14 protein-coding genes are annotated in these 15096 nt (G+C 47.0%); 9 read left to right on the plus strand and 5 right to left on the minus strand.

Annotation, left to right across the window (positions count from 1 at the left end; all coding sequences use genetic code 11):
• Genes ACZ5ZV_RS09660 through ACZ5ZV_RS09670 form a run of 3 tightly spaced genes read right to left on the minus strand, consistent with a single transcriptional unit; the run spans position 1 to position 2128 of the window.
• Entirely contained in the window at positions 1 to 756 is a 756-nt protein-coding gene (locus ACZ5ZV_RS09660) for an ABC transporter permease (RefSeq protein ID WP_464121235.1), read from the minus strand.
• Positions 753 to 1502 carry an ABC transporter ATP-binding protein gene (locus ACZ5ZV_RS09665; RefSeq protein ID WP_464121236.1) on the minus strand — a complete coding sequence of 250 codons (750 nt, stop codon included), beginning with the start codon at positions 1500 to 1502 and terminating at the stop codon, positions 753 to 755. The genes ACZ5ZV_RS09660 and ACZ5ZV_RS09665 overlap by 4 nt, the downstream gene beginning before the upstream one ends.
• Before the next feature lie 2 nt (positions 1503 to 1504).
• Positions 1505 to 2128 carry a 2OG-Fe(II) oxygenase family protein gene (locus tag ACZ5ZV_RS09670; RefSeq protein ID WP_464121237.1) on the minus strand — a complete coding sequence of 208 codons (624 nt, stop codon included), beginning with the start codon at positions 2126 to 2128 and terminating at the stop codon, positions 1505 to 1507.
• 183 nt (positions 2129 to 2311) lie between these two features.
• On the opposite strand from ACZ5ZV_RS09670, the gene ACZ5ZV_RS09675 reads away from it, so the two are divergent.
• Positions 2312 to 2647: a hypothetical protein gene (locus ACZ5ZV_RS09675; protein ID WP_464121238.1), complete on the plus strand. Its 336-nt coding sequence runs from the start codon at positions 2312 to 2314 to the stop codon at positions 2645 to 2647.
• Here ACZ5ZV_RS09675 and ACZ5ZV_RS09680 read toward each other — a convergent pair whose 3' ends face one another.
• Entirely contained in the window at positions 2648 to 3181 is a 534-nt protein-coding gene (locus ACZ5ZV_RS09680) for a tyrosine-type recombinase/integrase (RefSeq protein WP_262552077.1), read from the minus strand.
• 381 nt (positions 3182 to 3562) lie between these two features.
• Here ACZ5ZV_RS09680 and ACZ5ZV_RS09685 point away from each other — a divergent pair, with 381 nt between their 5' ends.
• The 8 genes from ACZ5ZV_RS09685 (at position 3563) to ACZ5ZV_RS09720 (ending at position 13828) form a co-directional block, all read left to right on the plus strand.
• The gene (locus ACZ5ZV_RS09685; protein ID WP_464121239.1) at positions 3563 to 4153 is read left to right on the plus strand and encodes a hypothetical protein; all 591 of its coding nucleotides are present in this window, start codon (positions 3563 to 3565) and stop codon (positions 4151 to 4153) included.
• The gene (gene argS, locus ACZ5ZV_RS09690) at positions 4150 to 5928 is read left to right on the plus strand and encodes an arginine--tRNA ligase (RefSeq protein ID WP_464121240.1); all 1779 of its coding nucleotides are present in this window, start codon (positions 4150 to 4152) and stop codon (positions 5926 to 5928) included. The genes ACZ5ZV_RS09685 and argS overlap by 4 nt, the downstream gene beginning before the upstream one ends.
• Before the next feature lie 114 nt (positions 5929 to 6042).
• Positions 6043 to 7173 carry a Glu/Leu/Phe/Val family dehydrogenase gene (locus tag ACZ5ZV_RS09695; RefSeq protein ID WP_464121241.1) on the plus strand — a complete coding sequence of 377 codons (1131 nt, stop codon included), beginning with the start codon at positions 6043 to 6045 and terminating at the stop codon, positions 7171 to 7173.
• A 218-nt stretch (positions 7174 to 7391) separates the two neighbouring features.
• A complete protein-coding gene (locus tag ACZ5ZV_RS09700) occupies positions 7392 to 8195 on the plus strand; it encodes a tetratricopeptide repeat protein (protein ID WP_464121242.1) in 804 nt (267 codons plus the stop codon).
• Positions 8196 to 8207: 12 nt separating this feature from the next.
• The gene (locus tag ACZ5ZV_RS09705) at positions 8208 to 9356 is read left to right on the plus strand and encodes an outer membrane protein assembly factor BamB family protein (protein WP_464121243.1); all 1149 of its coding nucleotides are present in this window, start codon (positions 8208 to 8210) and stop codon (positions 9354 to 9356) included.
• Positions 9357 to 9365: 9 nt separating this feature from the next.
• Positions 9366 to 9743 (plus strand): hypothetical protein, encoded by a 378-nt coding sequence (locus ACZ5ZV_RS09710; protein WP_464121244.1) that lies wholly within the window; start codon positions 9366 to 9368, stop codon positions 9741 to 9743.
• A gap of 168 nt (positions 9744 to 9911) precedes the next feature.
• Positions 9912 to 12257, plus strand: coding sequence for a hypothetical protein (locus ACZ5ZV_RS09715; protein WP_464121245.1), 2346 nt, complete (start codon positions 9912 to 9914; stop codon positions 12255 to 12257).
• Positions 12236 to 13828: a hypothetical protein gene (locus ACZ5ZV_RS09720; RefSeq protein WP_464121246.1), complete on the plus strand. Its 1593-nt coding sequence runs from the start codon at positions 12236 to 12238 to the stop codon at positions 13826 to 13828. The genes ACZ5ZV_RS09715 and ACZ5ZV_RS09720 overlap by 22 nt, the downstream gene beginning before the upstream one ends.
• Here the strand turns inward: ACZ5ZV_RS09720 and ACZ5ZV_RS09725 are convergent.
• Positions 13814 to 14980 carry a metallophosphoesterase family protein gene (locus ACZ5ZV_RS09725; protein WP_464121247.1) on the minus strand — a complete coding sequence of 389 codons (1167 nt, stop codon included), beginning with the start codon at positions 14978 to 14980 and terminating at the stop codon, positions 13814 to 13816. The two genes, ACZ5ZV_RS09720 and ACZ5ZV_RS09725, sit on opposite strands and share 15 nt — an antisense overlap.
• Positions 14981 to 15096: the final 116 nt, after the last annotated feature.

Consider the following 15096-nt stretch of genomic DNA (forward strand, 5'->3'; position numbering starts at 1 on the left):
CTATTCCTGAGACCGAGTGGCCAAGGGGCGTTTGTTTAAGATGATCCGGTTGATTAAAGCCATGGTGCCCACAAAGAGCAACCCCATAAGTGAGAGCAGCAACAGTGCGCCAAAAACGATATCCACCCGCTGCTGTGTGCGGGCGGAATCAATCATGGCGCCCAGGCCGCCGCCCGCGACAAATTCCCCGGCGATGGCCCCAATGATCGAGAGTCCCGCAGAAATTTTAAAGCCCGAATAGATATAGCTGTAAGCATGGGGCAACTTTAACTTCCACAGCGTTTGCAGTGGAGTTGCTTTATAGATGCGAAAAAGGTCGCGTTGGGATTGACTGGCGCTTTCAAGTCCCATCAGGGTGTTGGCGATGATGGGAAAGATGGAGACAATAAAACTAGAGGCAATCACTGTCGGCGAACCAAAGCCAAAGTAGATGACCAGCAAAGGCGCAATGGCGATGATCGGTACGGTCTGAAAGAAGATGGCAAAAGGTAATATTGCCCGTTTTAAAAGGTCCGACAAAGAGAAAACAAAAGCCACCAGGCTTCCGATGAAGATACTTAAAAACAATCCGGCCAGAACATTCAAAAGCGTTTCCTTAAAGGCCACGATAAAATCACTGCGCATTTCAGCCAGACTTTGCAAAACCATGGAAGGGGAGGGAAGCAGGGTCTCACTCACCCACCCGCCACGCACAATCAACTCAAGACCAAGGGTGAGGATGATAAAACTGATCAATGCAGGCAAAGAGCGCTTCATGCACGCAGCCTTTCTGAAAGACCTTCGACAATCTTATTGAAGGCTTCTGTGGTGCGCAGGTTCTCTTCTCTGTTGGTTGGCAGAGTCAGCTTTTGATCCAAAACCACAGGGGCCCCGGCCCCTTTAAGCATGATGATTCTTTCGGATAAGAAGGTGGATTCAAATAAAGAGTGTGTCACGAAGATCACCGTCATTCGCTCCTTCATCCAAAGGGAATGCAGTTCACGCTGCATTTCAAAGCGCGTGCTTTCGTCCAGAGCGGCAAAAGGTTCGTCCATTAAAAGCAGGCGTGGAGAGTTCACCAGGGCCCGCGCCAGTGAGACACGCATCTTCATCCCGCCCGAGAGCTGGTGCGGGAAGAGATTTTGGGACTCGTCCAGATGCACCTTTTTAAGGGACTCCATGATGCGTCTGTGCTGTTCGCTGCCGGGAACATTTTTAAGATGAACGTTCAGTTCAAAAGGCAGGCGCACATTTTCGTATACAGTTCTCCAGCTCAGCAGATTGGGATCCTGAAAAACAAAGCTGAAATGGAGTTCTTTTTCAGAAGCCTTTTTGAGCGTTCCGGCAGAAGGTGTTTCAAGCCCCGCAATCAATCTTAATAGAGTTGATTTTCCACAACCCGAAGGGCCCACGATAGAAACAAATGAACCCGCTTCGATGTTGAGGTTTAGATTCTCAATCACCTTTTTTCCGGCGAATTCCTTATGCAGGTTTTCTATCTGGATTCCGGCAGCTTCTGGCATCGCTACACCCAGTCGTAATTAAAACTGATGCTGATGCGCTCTTTGTCGGCCGCGTTCTGAGGAACTTCGTGTCGGGTCCAGGATTCAAACAGCACGACATGGCCTTCTTGTGGGGCCAAGGAGTAATAGCGCTGATTGTGAACTTTAGCGTCGTGTTTGCGCGGCGGTGAAGCCATGAAGGATTCCATACGAGGATCTTCAAACTTCAGCGCAGAGCAATTCTTGGGGGTTTGCACGTAATATGTCCCGCTGATCACGGAAAGTGGATGAATGTGCATGGTGTGAATCACATGGGTTGGCATGATATTCACCCAACAAGAGGTCATCTGCAATTCACGAGGGTTGATGTCCATTTCAAGATGCTTTGCGAACTTGCGAACATGCTTATCCAGCATTTTTTGCAAATCACCAAATGTGGAGGAAAACTGATGAAGCTGGCTCATGGATCCGTAAGAAGTGTAGCCGCCTTTATAGTTCTTTTGAGACCAGAGCTGACCTTCCTTGTCGATTTCAGCAATCTTTAAGGACTCCGCTTTTAGTTCTTTATTTAATTTAGTGACTCCCTTGGCGGATGTTCCGGCCACGGGGGCATAGTAAACGAAGGTGGGAAAAAGGGCTTTTATCATTCTGAGACACCTATAAATATACTTTTCACCATAGGGCTAATTCTGTTTCATTACAAGAATTGATAACTACTTCTTAGACAGTTGTAAGCGACTTTGTCGGGAGTTTGTCGTCTAAAGCAATTTAAGCGTGCACCGGATGGCATCAGCTTTGCTTTAACTAGAAGCATCCAGCAAGGAGTTAGTATGAAGAAGCAAGCACTTATCGCAGTTATGACCCTGATCCCAGCAATCAGTTTTGCAAAGATCTCGGACTTTAACGCTTTGATCAGTGAAAACACCAAAGCGCAAAGTGAGCTTCATCATAATGTTCAGAGCAATCTGGAAGCGACTCGCGACAAGGTGGCAGCTCAGGAGAAAATGCGTGAGCGCATTGTTGTTGTGGAAAATTCCGGCACTTCTTATAATGCGCCCACCAGAAAAGACTTGCTGGCCTTTAAAAAAGAAAAATCCAATCACCGCGCATCGGAAGAAAAGCAATTCGATCGTTTGGCGAACGAAATTCGCAGCATCGAAGAGTAACTATAGAATAAGTTTCCGCAGCTCCTGCTGAGAATAAACGTAGTCCGCATAAACCATGGTGTTGGCGATGTTTCGATGTCCCAACGCCACCTGGACTAGTCTTAAATCTTTCGTCTTCTGATAAAGTTCGATCGCAAAAGTATGTCTTAAAGAATGAAACTTCTTTGGGACAGGGCGATATAATTCCCAGATCTGAAACAATCGATTGTATGAAATCGGAAAAACCGAGGTTCCGCCTTGCTGTTCGGCGAAGCGATGAAGTCTTTCGAAAAAGGCTGAATGAACTGGAATTTCCCGGTCATTGGAGTTCTTTAAACCCCGGATAAAGATGCTTTCATCGTAGGGGTTTAGATCCGACCTTTGAATGTTTAAGACTTCCTGAGCCCGGGCTCCGGTTCGCAAAGCCGTCCAGATCATCAAACAGTTGCGGGGATCCTTGTCTTGAAAATCTGTGAGAATCTTTCGCAAACGTTCTGATTCGGGTGCGAGAAGATATTTGTTTTTGTTGAGTTGATACCGAGGTGCCGAAGCCATGATTCATCATTCAAAATGATGAGGGCCTTTGACAAGGGGTATTCATAACGCTGCGCATTCAAGATGATGATATGTATAAATATTTTGTTTAGTCCAGTCTGGGTTTCGCATAACGCCACGCAACATAACGAATCGCCCGAATATTCACCCAAATAAACATTAGTAAAAACAATAACATAGCACTAAAGATTATGGCTATAAGCTTTAGTCTGTTTTGAAAAAGGGTATGCTGGGCTATGCCTTTAAGGATTCTTTCGTGGTTTCAATAACTTAGCTTGACCATCCAAAATCAAATCTGGAATTATATCTGTATTATACAACGTCTTTTATTGTGTAAAGCAATATAAATATTGTGAAATGCAACAGTCCAGAGGGGTTTAAATGGAAAAGGATCTCCAGGGTCTGGTCGAGGACCCGCTGCAAAAAGCCACTTTAAACGAGAGCTTTATCGAGGATGAAATAGGCCCTCGTTCAAAGACGTCTTTGCGCATGCATTACGAGGCCCAGGTTCAAGTCATCCAGAATCAGATCGGGGATTTGGAGAAAATTCGCGCTGATTTGGGACTTTCTCAGCGCAAGATGGCGCAACTTCTTTTGGTCGATCCATCCAGCTGGACTCGCTGGGTGAAGCAGGGGGATGAAGCTCCCCCACATATTTGGCGGGCTTTGCAATGGTATTTGACCCTGCGGGAAAAGATCCCGGGACTGACGCCGAATTACTTCTTAGGATCGAGCCCCCAAGTGCTGCATCAGCAGGCACTTCAGCAGTTGGATTTGGAGCGCCAAACCCGCAAAGAAGAGATCGAAAAGCTGTCAGCAGATCTTCAAGGTGTGTTTCTGGAGCGCGATCGCCTACAAACGGAGCTTCAAGTCTTGAAAAAAGACCTGAAATTTCACAGAAATACCAGTATAGTTGTCCTTCTTGTTTCACTCGCCTGGGCGGGCGTCTTTTTCTTCTGGAAAGGTCTATGATTAAACACGACTCCATTCGATTGCTTGCGACAAATCTATTAAAATCCGCGATTGGTCGCGCTTATCCAAATACAGATGTTTCCGCTCTTGAAGACGACATTTATAAGTCTTTGGTGAATCCTCCAAAATCAGAGCTTGGCGACCTGGCCTTTGGCTGTTTTATCCTGGCTAAAAATCTTAAAGCGGCTCCCCCGCAGGTGGCAGCGGCCGTGGCGGCTGAATTGATGGGAGCAGCCGGTGTACAGGAATCACAAGGGGCCCTGACGGCCGTGGCGGCCGGTCCTTATATTAATATTCGCTTCAATGAACAAACACACGGGGAGCAGGTTTTAGCAACGATCCTGAATGGGGCGTTCTTTAAGAAGCAACTGGTTGAAAAAGCCCCGAAAACCATGATCGAGTATTCCCAACCCAACACCCACAAGGAGCTTCACGTGGGTCACATGAGAAATCTGTGTCTGGGGGATGCCATTGTCCGAATGCTTCGTTATAGCGGCCGTGAAATCGTGTCTTCGACTTTCCCGGGCGACATGGGTACGCACGTGGCCAAATGTCTTTGGTACATGAAAAAGCACAATCAAGAGCCGGTTCCGGAAACAGGAAAAGGTGAATGGTTGGGCAGTATGTATTCCAAGGCCAATCTGCTTTTGGAAGATCAAAACGGAACTCCGCAGGAGGAAATCAATCGTCAGGAGCTAACGGCGATCCTGCACCAATTGGAAGGCAAATCCGGTCCTTATTATGACCTGTGGCTGGAGACACGCGAATGGTCCATTGCCCTGATGAAGAAGGTCTATGACTGGGCCGATGTAAAATTTGATGAATGGTATTTTGAGTCTGAGATGGACACACCTTCTGCGCAATGGGTGAAAGAGCTCTACGCCCAAGGCAAACTTGAGATGTCCCAAGGGGCCATAGGTAAAAACCTAGAGGAAGAAAACCTGGGTTTCTGCATGCTTTTGAAGTCGGATGGCACGGGGCTTTACGCCACCAAGGACTTGCTTTTGGCGAAGCACAAGTTTGAAGATGTGCATATCGAAAAGAGCGTTTATATCGTGGATATGCGCCAGGCTTTGCACTTCAAGCAGGTCTTCCGTGTTTTGGAATTGCTGGGCTTTGAGCAAGCAAAAAACTGCTTCCACCTTCAGTACAACTATGTCGAGCTTCCAGACGGCGCAATGAGTTCCCGCAAAGGCAATATCGTGCCTTTGACCGCGCTTGTTCATAATATGGAAAACCATGTAAAGACCACGTACTTAAGTCGTTACAAAGGTGAATGGAGCGAAGAGGACATCGAGAAAATCGCAGGTCAGGTGGCCAAAGGGGCGATCTTCTATGGAATGCTTCGCATTGATACCAACAAAAAGATCGTCTTTGATATGAACGAATGGCTGAAGCTGGATGGTGAGTCCGGTCCATTTGTGCAGTACTCCTATGCTCGTATTTCCAGCTTGGGCCGAAAGTTCCCGCGTACGGCTGGAGCTAAAGTGGATTGGAGTCGCCTGTCTCACGCTTCAGAACGTCAGTTGATGCAGTCTGTGGCAGGTTTCAACAGTGCGGTGGCCCAGGCGGCCGAGAATTTCAAGCCCGCGGCTATTTGCACTTATCTGTATGAGTTGGCCAAGAGCTTTAACGTCTTTTATCACGAGTGTCCGATTGGGACGGAAAAAGACGAGGCGGTTCGCGAAGCGCGTCTGGCTTTGAGTGAAGCCGTAGGTCTGGTGCTGAAGAACGGTTTGAATGTTCTGGGAATGCCAGCTCCTGAAAAAATGTAGTTTTATTGAGCATATAGGCCTCTGATTGAAAATGCGGAGGCCTCACCTTATACCCCGCATTAAAGCTAGTCTTTTTACTCAATTGGACCCATGATCTCCCGGCAATCAAAATAAATGAAGGAGCCTACATTGGGAACTTTTGAGATTATCTCTAAGCATGGTGATCATGAGCAGGTTGTGTTCTGTAACGACCCTCATGTTGGTTTGAAGGCGATTATCGCTATTCACAACACAGCTTTGGGGCCTGCACTGGGCGGCACCCGTATGTGGAATTATAAAAATGAAGACGAGGCTCTGGTTGACGTTCTTCGTTTGTCCAAAGGTATGACTTATAAGGCCGCAGCAGCGGGCTTGAACCTGGGTGGCGGTAAAGCTGTTATCATTGGCGACCCAAAAACGCAGAAATCTGAGGGCTTATTCAGAGCTTTCGGTCAGTTCGTAAACTCATTGAATGGCAAATATATCACTGCTGAGGACGTGGGAACTTCTGTTCAGGACATGGAACACATCTACATGGAAACTCCTTGGGTGACCGGTATCCCTAAGGACTTCGGTGGTTCTGGTGATCCATCTCCTTACACTGCACACGGTGTTTTGATGGGCATCAAGGCTTCAGCAAAAGAAAGATTCGGCACAGACTCTTTGAAGGGGCTTCATGTTGCGGTTCAGGGTCTTGGAAATGTGGGCTCTAATCTTGTGAAGTATCTTTCTGATGAAGGCGCTGTCATTACAGTTGCTGATATTGATACTGTTCGCACTAAAAACGTGGCTGAAAAATACAAGGCCAAGTCCGTCAGTCCAGACGAAATCCTCTTTACAGAGTGCGACATCCTGGCTCCTTGCGCTTTGGGTGCTATTGTTAATGATCAATCCATCACTAAGTTGAAAACCAAGGTGATCGCCGGCGGAGCAAACAATGTTCTGGCAGAAGCACGTCATGGAGATCAGTTGAAAGAGCTGGGCATTTTGTATGCTCCGGACTATGTGATCAACGCTGGTGGCCTAATGAACGTGTTTGTTGAGCTTGAGGGTTACTCTCCAGAGCGAGCCTTCGAGAAGACCAAGCGTGTTTATGACAATATGCTTAAGGTTTATGAGATCGCCAAGCGCGACAATATCGGCACCCACACTGCGGCTGATCGTTTGGCTGAAGAGCGTATCAATACCATTGGTCGCCTGAAGCAGCGTCACCCTGGCAAATCTTCTCGTGCGTTCACAACTCTTCGTGAAGTGAACAACCGCTAAGATTTTCAATCTTCGGAGATTTTAAATTCTCCCGAGTGAAGCTAAGCCCACCGCAAAATCGGGGACAATCTGTCCTCGACACTGCGGCGGGCTTTTTTTATGCGCCGAGTGAATTACTTGACATCACCCCTGGACCAAAGAACAATCTTTTCTCGTAAGTACTTAGAATTACTTTTAGAAGCCCCCGACGGTCTTCTGGTTAACAGCGAGGAATTATCTTGAGCACAAAGATTTCTAAAGACGATTTGAAGTCCCCGGATCAGGTTACTCAAACCTTGAGACAGGGGTTCGTATGGACCACAGCACATTCAAAAATGGTGATCACGGCGATTGCCGCTTTTGTAGTGATCGGCGCAGGCGCTTCTTTGATGAGCTATTTTTCAGAAAAGAAAGAACTGACTCAGCAGGAAAAGTATTTCCTTCTTGAGAAGGCCTACACTGAAAAGAAACGTGCTTTTGATGAAGCCTCCCGTGCTGAACAAATGAAAGCGCAAACCAAAGATAAAGCAGCTCCCGCTGTGGATGCCTCTAAAAAAGCCACGGGCGACATGGATAAAGACTACGGTACAATCGTAAGCTCTTTTGAGGCTCTGATTGTTGATGCGCCAAAGACCAAAGCAGCCCAAATGGCGGCTTTGCATTTGAGTGACATTTACTTGACCTATAAGAAAAACGAAGAGGCGGCGGCCGCTTTGACTAAGATTGAAGCGGGCCTTGCTAAAGACGATGTTCTGACTGCTTTGGTTCTGATGCAGTTTGGAAATGTTTTGGCAAATAAGGGTGACTGCAAAGCTGCGATTGAAAAATGGCAGGCACTGGCCAGCTCCAAGTCTCTGGCATTTGCTCATGATGAAGCCAAGCTTCGTATGGGTCTTTGCTTTGAATCCTTGAATGATGTGGCAAAGGCGGAAGAGCTCTACACTGAGGTCAGCAAAAAAGAAGATGTAAATAACACTGATTTTGCAGCTTCTAAAGAGGCTGAAAAGTATCTGCGTCTTTTGAAGGCTAAAAAGAATCTTTAATTCGGGGAATCCATGAAGATCATCCTGCTTTTGTCCCTGTTTTTGTCGACTCTTGGTTGCTCCACACTGAATTCTGGTTTGGATAAGTGGAGTTCTTTGAATAGCAATCAGCGCGAGTATCAAGTGAAAGCCGCTTGGGTTCGCCGTACGACGGAGAAGGACAATCTGGGTTTTCGGAAAATCAACCGTATGACTCCAGTTTTGGCTGGAGATTTGGTGATTCAGGGAAATGGTTTGGATGGTCTGGTTGCCTATGATCGGAAAAATGGTCAGGAACGCTGGAGACTCCCGATTGCAAATGGCGCTGAACCCAGTGCCACTTTGATTCGTGATCGTCTTTTTGTTGGTGCCAGTGACGGGAATTTTTATTCTATTGAGGCTAGCACCGGCAAAGTGCAATGGACCTTTGAGACGAAATCCGAAAACCTGGCCGCTCCGCTTTTGGATGAAGGGATTGTCTATTTCCTAGCGGGTAATAGTGTTTTTTACGCCCTGGATGCGGTGACAGGAAGACAGTTGTGGTTGCACTCTAGGCAGGACACCTCCGTATTTTCCATTCGTGGTGGCAGTCAGGCAGCTCTTCATAACGGTCACCTCTATGTAGGTTTCTCTGATGGTTCCCTGGTGGCATTGAATGCAAAAACAGGATCAACCTTGTGGGAGACTCAACTCAATCGCAATAAACGCTTCCGTGATATCGATGCAACGCCTGTCGTGGATGGAAACCAGATCTATGTCGCAGGTTATGACGACAAGCTATATTGCATTTCTACGGACAAAGGGGAAACCCTGTGGCGTGTGGATGGCGGCGGCTACAGCGCCGTGACTATCATTGGCGACAAGATGTTGTATCCAACCACTCAGGGCGAAGTCTGGGCACTGAATAAGAGCAATGGTGAGAAGATTTGGTCCTACAAGCTGAAAGAGGGCATTGCTACCCAGATCAAGACCTATAAAGGGGCCGCAGTTTTTGGAGAGTCTCAGGGGTCTCTGCGTTTTCTGGATCTGAATTCTGGAAAGCAACTCGGGTCCTTTGAGCCTGGTCGCGGAATACTTTCGGCTCCTCAAGTGGATGAAAAAGCGGGCCGGATTTATTTTATTTCTGGAGAAGCCAATCTTTATGCAGTGGATGCTGGTTGGATTAAAACCCCTTACTTTTAGGGATAAGATATGAAAAAGTTCCTGCTTCTACTCCCATTTCTGGCTCTTGTAACTGCCTGTACTCATGGCAATTGTCGCGTGCAAAAAAAAGCTACAGCCCCTTCGCAGAACGAGGTGATCGTGGAGAAACACAGCACAACCGACCGGGTGAAAGTCTACAAGTACGACGGATCTTTACAGTGTGGTCAGGGTAAAGCTGTTGCCGTGGCTGACATGCAAAAAGATCTCAAAGAGATTAAGGTTTATTCCGCCACCAACCAAAATGATGGCATGATGAGAATCCAACTTTGCGGCAGCCCTACAGGCAATGCCAATGTTTATGAAATAGATCGCAAGGATCTGCCTGCAGCGCTGGCTGCAGGCTTTAAAGAATGGACCTTTGAATAGTTCCCACGCAAGACGGGGAGGGGATGTTTCAATTTGAGACGTCTCCCCGCTTGACAGCTGAGTGACAATTCTGGTGGTACTCCTTGATCTCATTCTGAGAAAATCAATTTAATTAAATACTTAGGCCGGCACATAGAGTTTGCATGATGGTTCTGTGAGGAGTCTTCTATGCGTAAAATATATACTCTGGTTCTGGCATTCTTAATTTCTACCGGCGGAATGGGAATTCCCGTTCGTGCAGAAATGACAGCGCAACACAGGGCTCAGTTGAATCAACTGGACTATCTGTTGGCAGTGGACCGTCTGGACTTCTATTCAGATGGCCTTGCAGACTACCTCATGGATCACGAACAAAAGGCGGCCGCTGAAGCCATTCGCCGTATTGAGCCTGAAGACTATGCTCGTGAGAAGTTCCAAAATCAGGACCTCAATAATCCAGATAAATGGAATGAGTTGATTTTGACAACTCTGAAAAAGAAATTCCCTGAATTCTCCAACCTGACTCTCAAGGATATTGAGTGGAATTATAACTTCTTCCGCAAAAAGTTGATGGAAGGCTTTAAGGTCGATCCCATCACTTTAAAGCGTGAAGCTTCTGTTTCGGACCTTAAGTCTGAACCTGTTCAATACAACAAGCGCTCCATTCCGAATGTGGATGGCAAAACGATTCTACTGGATGCAGAACGCTATATTTCAGAAAAAACCACCCGCGCCCTGTTCTGGGATGCGGCTGTGACTGGTAAAAATGTGGAATTTCATTTGGGGACAGAGCGCGACTTCCGTCAGCGCGTTTCTCAGGAACAGCGTGAAGTTGTCGCGGAAGTGAAAACACGCTCTGCCAACTATAATAAAATCTATCTGGTTTTTGATGCTCGCACGCAGGAGTATTCTTATGCTTTCACCCGTATTTCAGGCGATGACCGGGTCAAGCATCTCATCGCGCAGTTAAGAATCCTGAAATATGAGGACAAGGTGGCTTTGAAGAGCGATTTTGTTCGAGTCTACGGCAATGCCAATGCTGTTCATAGAAAGCAGGAGCAAAGCCTTCTGGAGTTGTTTAAAACGCTTCCTAAGGCCGACATGGTGGTGATTGGACAGAAGTCTGCCATTGCCAACGTTATTGCCATGGCGGGTTCTATGGCGCAAATCCAGCCTGATATCAAGCAAGCTGCTGGTCCTGACAAGAGTCAGATTCAAAAGCTGTCACAAAAAGTGGTGGAAAGCGGCTCCTACTTCTCTGTGACCTCAAAAGCTGCCGTGGTAAAAACAGAGTTTGAAAAGATCGCAAACCCTCTTGCTGCGAACTATGAAATCTACAACTCAGAACAGCCGAGCCATGATATCTCCGACGTCCTTTTGGAGACCAAAGACGGACGTATTGTGCGCTGGAGATTTATTTCCAATATGTGGGGAGACGAGGTCGTCCCTGTCGCTCGCGCTATCAAAAATTCCGGCCATGACAAAGTTGTCTATATTGGAACTGCCGGTGGAATTATCGATAAAGGTCTTAAGGTCGGGGATGTTGTGGCTCCGTCACATACCTATACGCAGGATGGTAAATTGCTTGAGCTGGAAAAGCCCTCTTATGGAACTGACTTTGTTAAAACTGGTCAGACTCTGGGGCAGGTAACATCCCCCTTTGATGAGACGCAAAAATGGTTCAAAAAGTGGAGCGGCAAGATTGATGTTGTGGAGCTGGAAACAGGTTATCTGAAAGAAAACCTGGGCCCCAAAGTGAGCTTCCAGCCTTACTTGTTGGTGTCCGATATCGTCGGGTCTGTGCATGAGACCTTGGCAGTGGCTGCTGCTGACTCTGGAAAACGCAAAAATGGACAGTTGAAGCTCTTGGAAAGCCTGTTTATTAATAACGGCATCAAAGCTCCAGTTTCAAACTTGAGCATGATCTCTTCCGAACGCGCAGTCCAGACTATGTATCATAAAATTGACAGCCTTCGCCCTTCAAGAGATGTCACCTCCAAGCTGCAGCTTACACAACTTGCCATTCGTATGGGTCTCAACAGCACAGCGGAGCTGGAGGCTTTGATCAAGGCTGAGCCAGCATTTGATCGACAGCTCTTGATGGATAAGCTAGAGAAATTCTCCGGAGCTCTGGAACTCATCTCAAAAAAGATCGGTCGCGTGAGTTTTGCGGTGGTCGGCGGCGAGGAATTTCTTAATGGAACCTGGAATCCGAAGAAGGCATTGAAATTGCAATTGATGGTCGGAAACACGACCTCAGTTGAGGCTAATAAGATTTATGCTGCCGAGCTTGCAAAAATTCACAATAGCCTGGGCAAAGAGGTTCAGATTGAGATGGTTAATTTTGATGCGGAAAAGACCCGCCACGCGGTCTTCTTCAACTCGAAAACCAGTCGGGTGCTGGCATCTCACTATGAGAAAACTGTTTTGAAGAATTTGGGTTTGAAGAAGGAAATCGATAAAAATGGCGGCGTTCGATTCCGCGAAATTGTTGAGTCTGCCGGAGGTATGAGATGCGAAGCAGTTCTTTTGTAAGAAAATCTGTTCCCTGTATTCTGACGATTCTGTCTCTCAACTTGGCCGCGCCAGCATCCTTTGCGGCCTATAACTTTGGCTCCGCAGCGACTGCGGGCTCGGAGGCTTTCGCCGTAGAGAAGAACTTTATTGAGGCCTCACTGAACAGCAATGCCCATTCAGATTTATTCAGCTATCAGGGTTTGCGTCGCGGATTTCAGATGGAAAAAGAAAAAGTTGCCTTGGTAAATACTCCTACGCACACCGAGATTGTTCCGGAGTACACAGAAAAAGGTCTAATCTTGCGTTTACGCTACGACGAAACTGCTCTGAATAATCCCAAATTGCTGGTCAAGGATCTTGCTATCCTTGCAGCGATGAAGTCTACGTCAGGCTATATGGGCAGTCTTCAGCACAATGTATTTTATGGAGACGTAAGTGCTAAAGTCATGGCGGAAATTGAGTCTCCGCACGCTATTGCTGAGCTCCTGAATAATGTTCGTCAAGGTAGTCCCACAGCGAAGGCTCGTTGGGTGTCCTTGCAGGCCCGGATGCTGGAGAATGTGAGACTGACCAACGCTTTGGCTGCTGATATGAATCTGAGCTATGAGGTTGTTAATGAGGTGCGGGGAGAGCTTCTGCAGCAAATTGAAGAGCTGAACAAGGAAGCAATTAAATTTGCGCGAAAACAGCAAAAAACTCTGGATCAATGGAAAACAGAAACCAAAGCTCTGGATCAGCTGGAAAGCATGCAAGAGAAGCTTGATGATCTGATCATGAAGAACGATCGAAAAGGCGTGCGTCAGATGCTTGAAGCTTATCTCCCTTGGGCCGTAATGGAGCCCGTGGAAGTCAATGCTTGGAAGCTTTGGCTGGAGGCCATTGAAAATCCAGATCACAGCAAAACCACCGTTGCTTTCCGTGGACTGAAATATGACACAGATAAGATTCAAAGACGCCAGACCGGCAAAGGTGAGATCTATGGCTTTATGTCAACAGTCCTGACTAAAAACCAGGGTAACTACTCACGTCGCCTGCGCTCTTTGACAACCAATCGCGAAAAAAATGGCGACATTGGCTTTAAGGGTAATGGAGAGGTCTTTCACAGTGTGAAAATTGTGGATCAAATGACGGCTCATGCCCGTGATCCAAAAGCTTCGAGTTTTATCTCCTTCACCTATGATCCCGGCGTAGCGATGAACTTTATGGGTCAGGATATAACCAAGGAAGTGAAAGGTAGAACTGTCAGCGTGCCTTACGGCGGAATGCTGGTCGTCAAGATGGACACACGGCGTATGATCCCAAATATCGCATCGATGTATGGCACTGAAATCGAACTACTGGCACCTTTGATCATTTTTCCTGATGAAGTCATTGAGTATCGTGAAGGCGCCTTTAAATCAGGTGAAGAGTACTTTAAATTTCTCAATGAGATTAAAGACAAAACCGGCATTGATTTTGCCTCATGGAGAGATGCTAAAGATACGAACAATCAGAGCTTAGAAAAACGCTACAGCAACGAAGGTTTTGCGTTCATGAAACAGATGATGAACACCAAACCGCAGGCAATGAGTTGCTCAAAGATCTTTTAGGTTTTCACAAATCGCCTTTTTATCTTCAATAAGGCAGCGAGACTCTGGCTTTCCGAGGGGATCCTTGAAAAGCAGAGTCTTTGCTTTTTCTCCTGATTTGAATTCAAGGGTCATGTATCCAAACTGACGCTTGTGCGAAGTAGGAATAAAAACCTTGGAACCATGAATGGACTCAAGAGGGCTTTTCGCATAGTCGCCAACAGGCTCCAGCAGCGTTCCTGACTGTCCTACCACAACTTGCAGAGGATGATTCCCTTGGGCTAGTTGGGCGTTATGGATATGACCTGACAGATAGACATCCACCACATCATCAAAGCCCGTGGCCTGAACCGCTTCCAAAAGCCGGGGAGTTCCTGTGGCCCACACGATTTTTTCGCTGGTGCTTTCAGCGGCCTCGGTGTTTTCGACTTTTTCTTTGTAGGGAACAACACCATAGGTGGGCGGATGGAACAGGACCCAGACTTCGGTGTTTGGCTTATTGCGACTCTGAATCTCCTGCTTTAGCTTTTCCAGATAGGCTTTGATTTGCGCTGGCTGTTTTGAATCGGGTTTACTGGGGTCATCACTAAGCCAACTCAAGTCTCCATTGACAATCAACAGGCCCGGCAACTCCACAAACTGCGTTTTGTCTTGAATGCGACAAGCCTCTAATTGCGAGTCAGAACTTAAGTATTTTTGCCAGTGCTCCCAGGCTCGGTTGCAGTTTTCGTGGTTCCCGCGGACATAGATGGCAGGAGTTCCCAGCAAGGCCTTGGCGGGATCAAACCAGTCGGCTTTCCAGGCATTCCAGGTATAGCCGACAGTATCTGCCAGCGGCGCACACTTTTGCGGATTTTTGCAGGTCTCACGGTAGTGATAGTCGCCAACATGAATTATCAAATCCGCAGATTCGGCGGATATAGATTCCACAATCTGAGTTAGTGGCCATTCCTCTGGATTCAGACAATTTTGCACCTGCTGACCTTTGAGGCGGCAGCCAGTATCCCCAAGCAGGGCAATTTTCCATGTGGTCTTGTTTTTGAAATCAGCGGAAAGGGGAGACTCAGTCACAGACAAAATTTTTCCATCTGCATCAAGCCCCTTTTCGATAAGACCTTGACCTCCAAAGCTTGTTATCAAATAAACACTGCTCGCAAGCACTTTAGAAATCATAGAATCCCCCCGGAAAACATGACTAAGGGGAATGACAAGTCTTGTAAATGTAAAAACGACGACTAAAGGATTTTGACGCTATGACACGGATTGAGTTTCAAGATAGATCTCTGGGA

This window comes from Bdellovibrio sp. HAGR004 (genome assembly GCF_055397015.1).

Coding starts and splice junctions, on each gene's coding strand:
- ACZ5ZV_RS09665 (WP_464121236.1), bottom strand. CDS start 1,502: ATGCCAGAAGCTGCCGGAATCCAGATAGAAAACCTGCATAAGGAATTC.
- ACZ5ZV_RS09705 (WP_464121243.1), top strand. CDS start 8,208: ATGAAGATCATCCTGCTTTTGTCCCTGTTTTTGTCGACTCTTGGTTGC.
- ACZ5ZV_RS09710 (WP_464121244.1), top strand. CDS start 9,366: ATGAAAAAGTTCCTGCTTCTACTCCCATTTCTGGCTCTTGTAACTGCC.
- ACZ5ZV_RS09675 (WP_464121238.1), top strand. CDS start 2,312: ATGAAGAAGCAAGCACTTATCGCAGTTATGACCCTGATCCCAGCAATC.
- ACZ5ZV_RS09680 (WP_262552077.1), bottom strand. CDS start 3,181: ATGGCTTCGGCACCTCGGTATCAACTCAACAAAAACAAATATCTTCTC.
- argS (WP_464121240.1), top strand. CDS start 4,150: ATGATTAAACACGACTCCATTCGATTGCTTGCGACAAATCTATTAAAA.
- ACZ5ZV_RS09720 (WP_464121246.1), top strand. CDS start 12,236: ATGCGAAGCAGTTCTTTTGTAAGAAAATCTGTTCCCTGTATTCTGACG.
- ACZ5ZV_RS09670 (WP_464121237.1), bottom strand. CDS start 2,128: ATGATAAAAGCCCTTTTTCCCACCTTCGTTTACTATGCCCCCGTGGCC.
- ACZ5ZV_RS09695 (WP_464121241.1), top strand. CDS start 6,043: ATGAAGGAGCCTACATTGGGAACTTTTGAGATTATCTCTAAGCATGGT.
- ACZ5ZV_RS09715 (WP_464121245.1), top strand. CDS start 9,912: ATGCGTAAAATATATACTCTGGTTCTGGCATTCTTAATTTCTACCGGC.
- ACZ5ZV_RS09685 (WP_464121239.1), top strand. CDS start 3,563: ATGGAAAAGGATCTCCAGGGTCTGGTCGAGGACCCGCTGCAAAAAGCC.
- ACZ5ZV_RS09660 (WP_464121235.1), bottom strand. CDS start 756: ATGAAGCGCTCTTTGCCTGCATTGATCAGTTTTATCATCCTCACCCTT.
- ACZ5ZV_RS09725 (WP_464121247.1), bottom strand. CDS start 14,980: ATGATTTCTAAAGTGCTTGCGAGCAGTGTTTATTTGATAACAAGCTTT.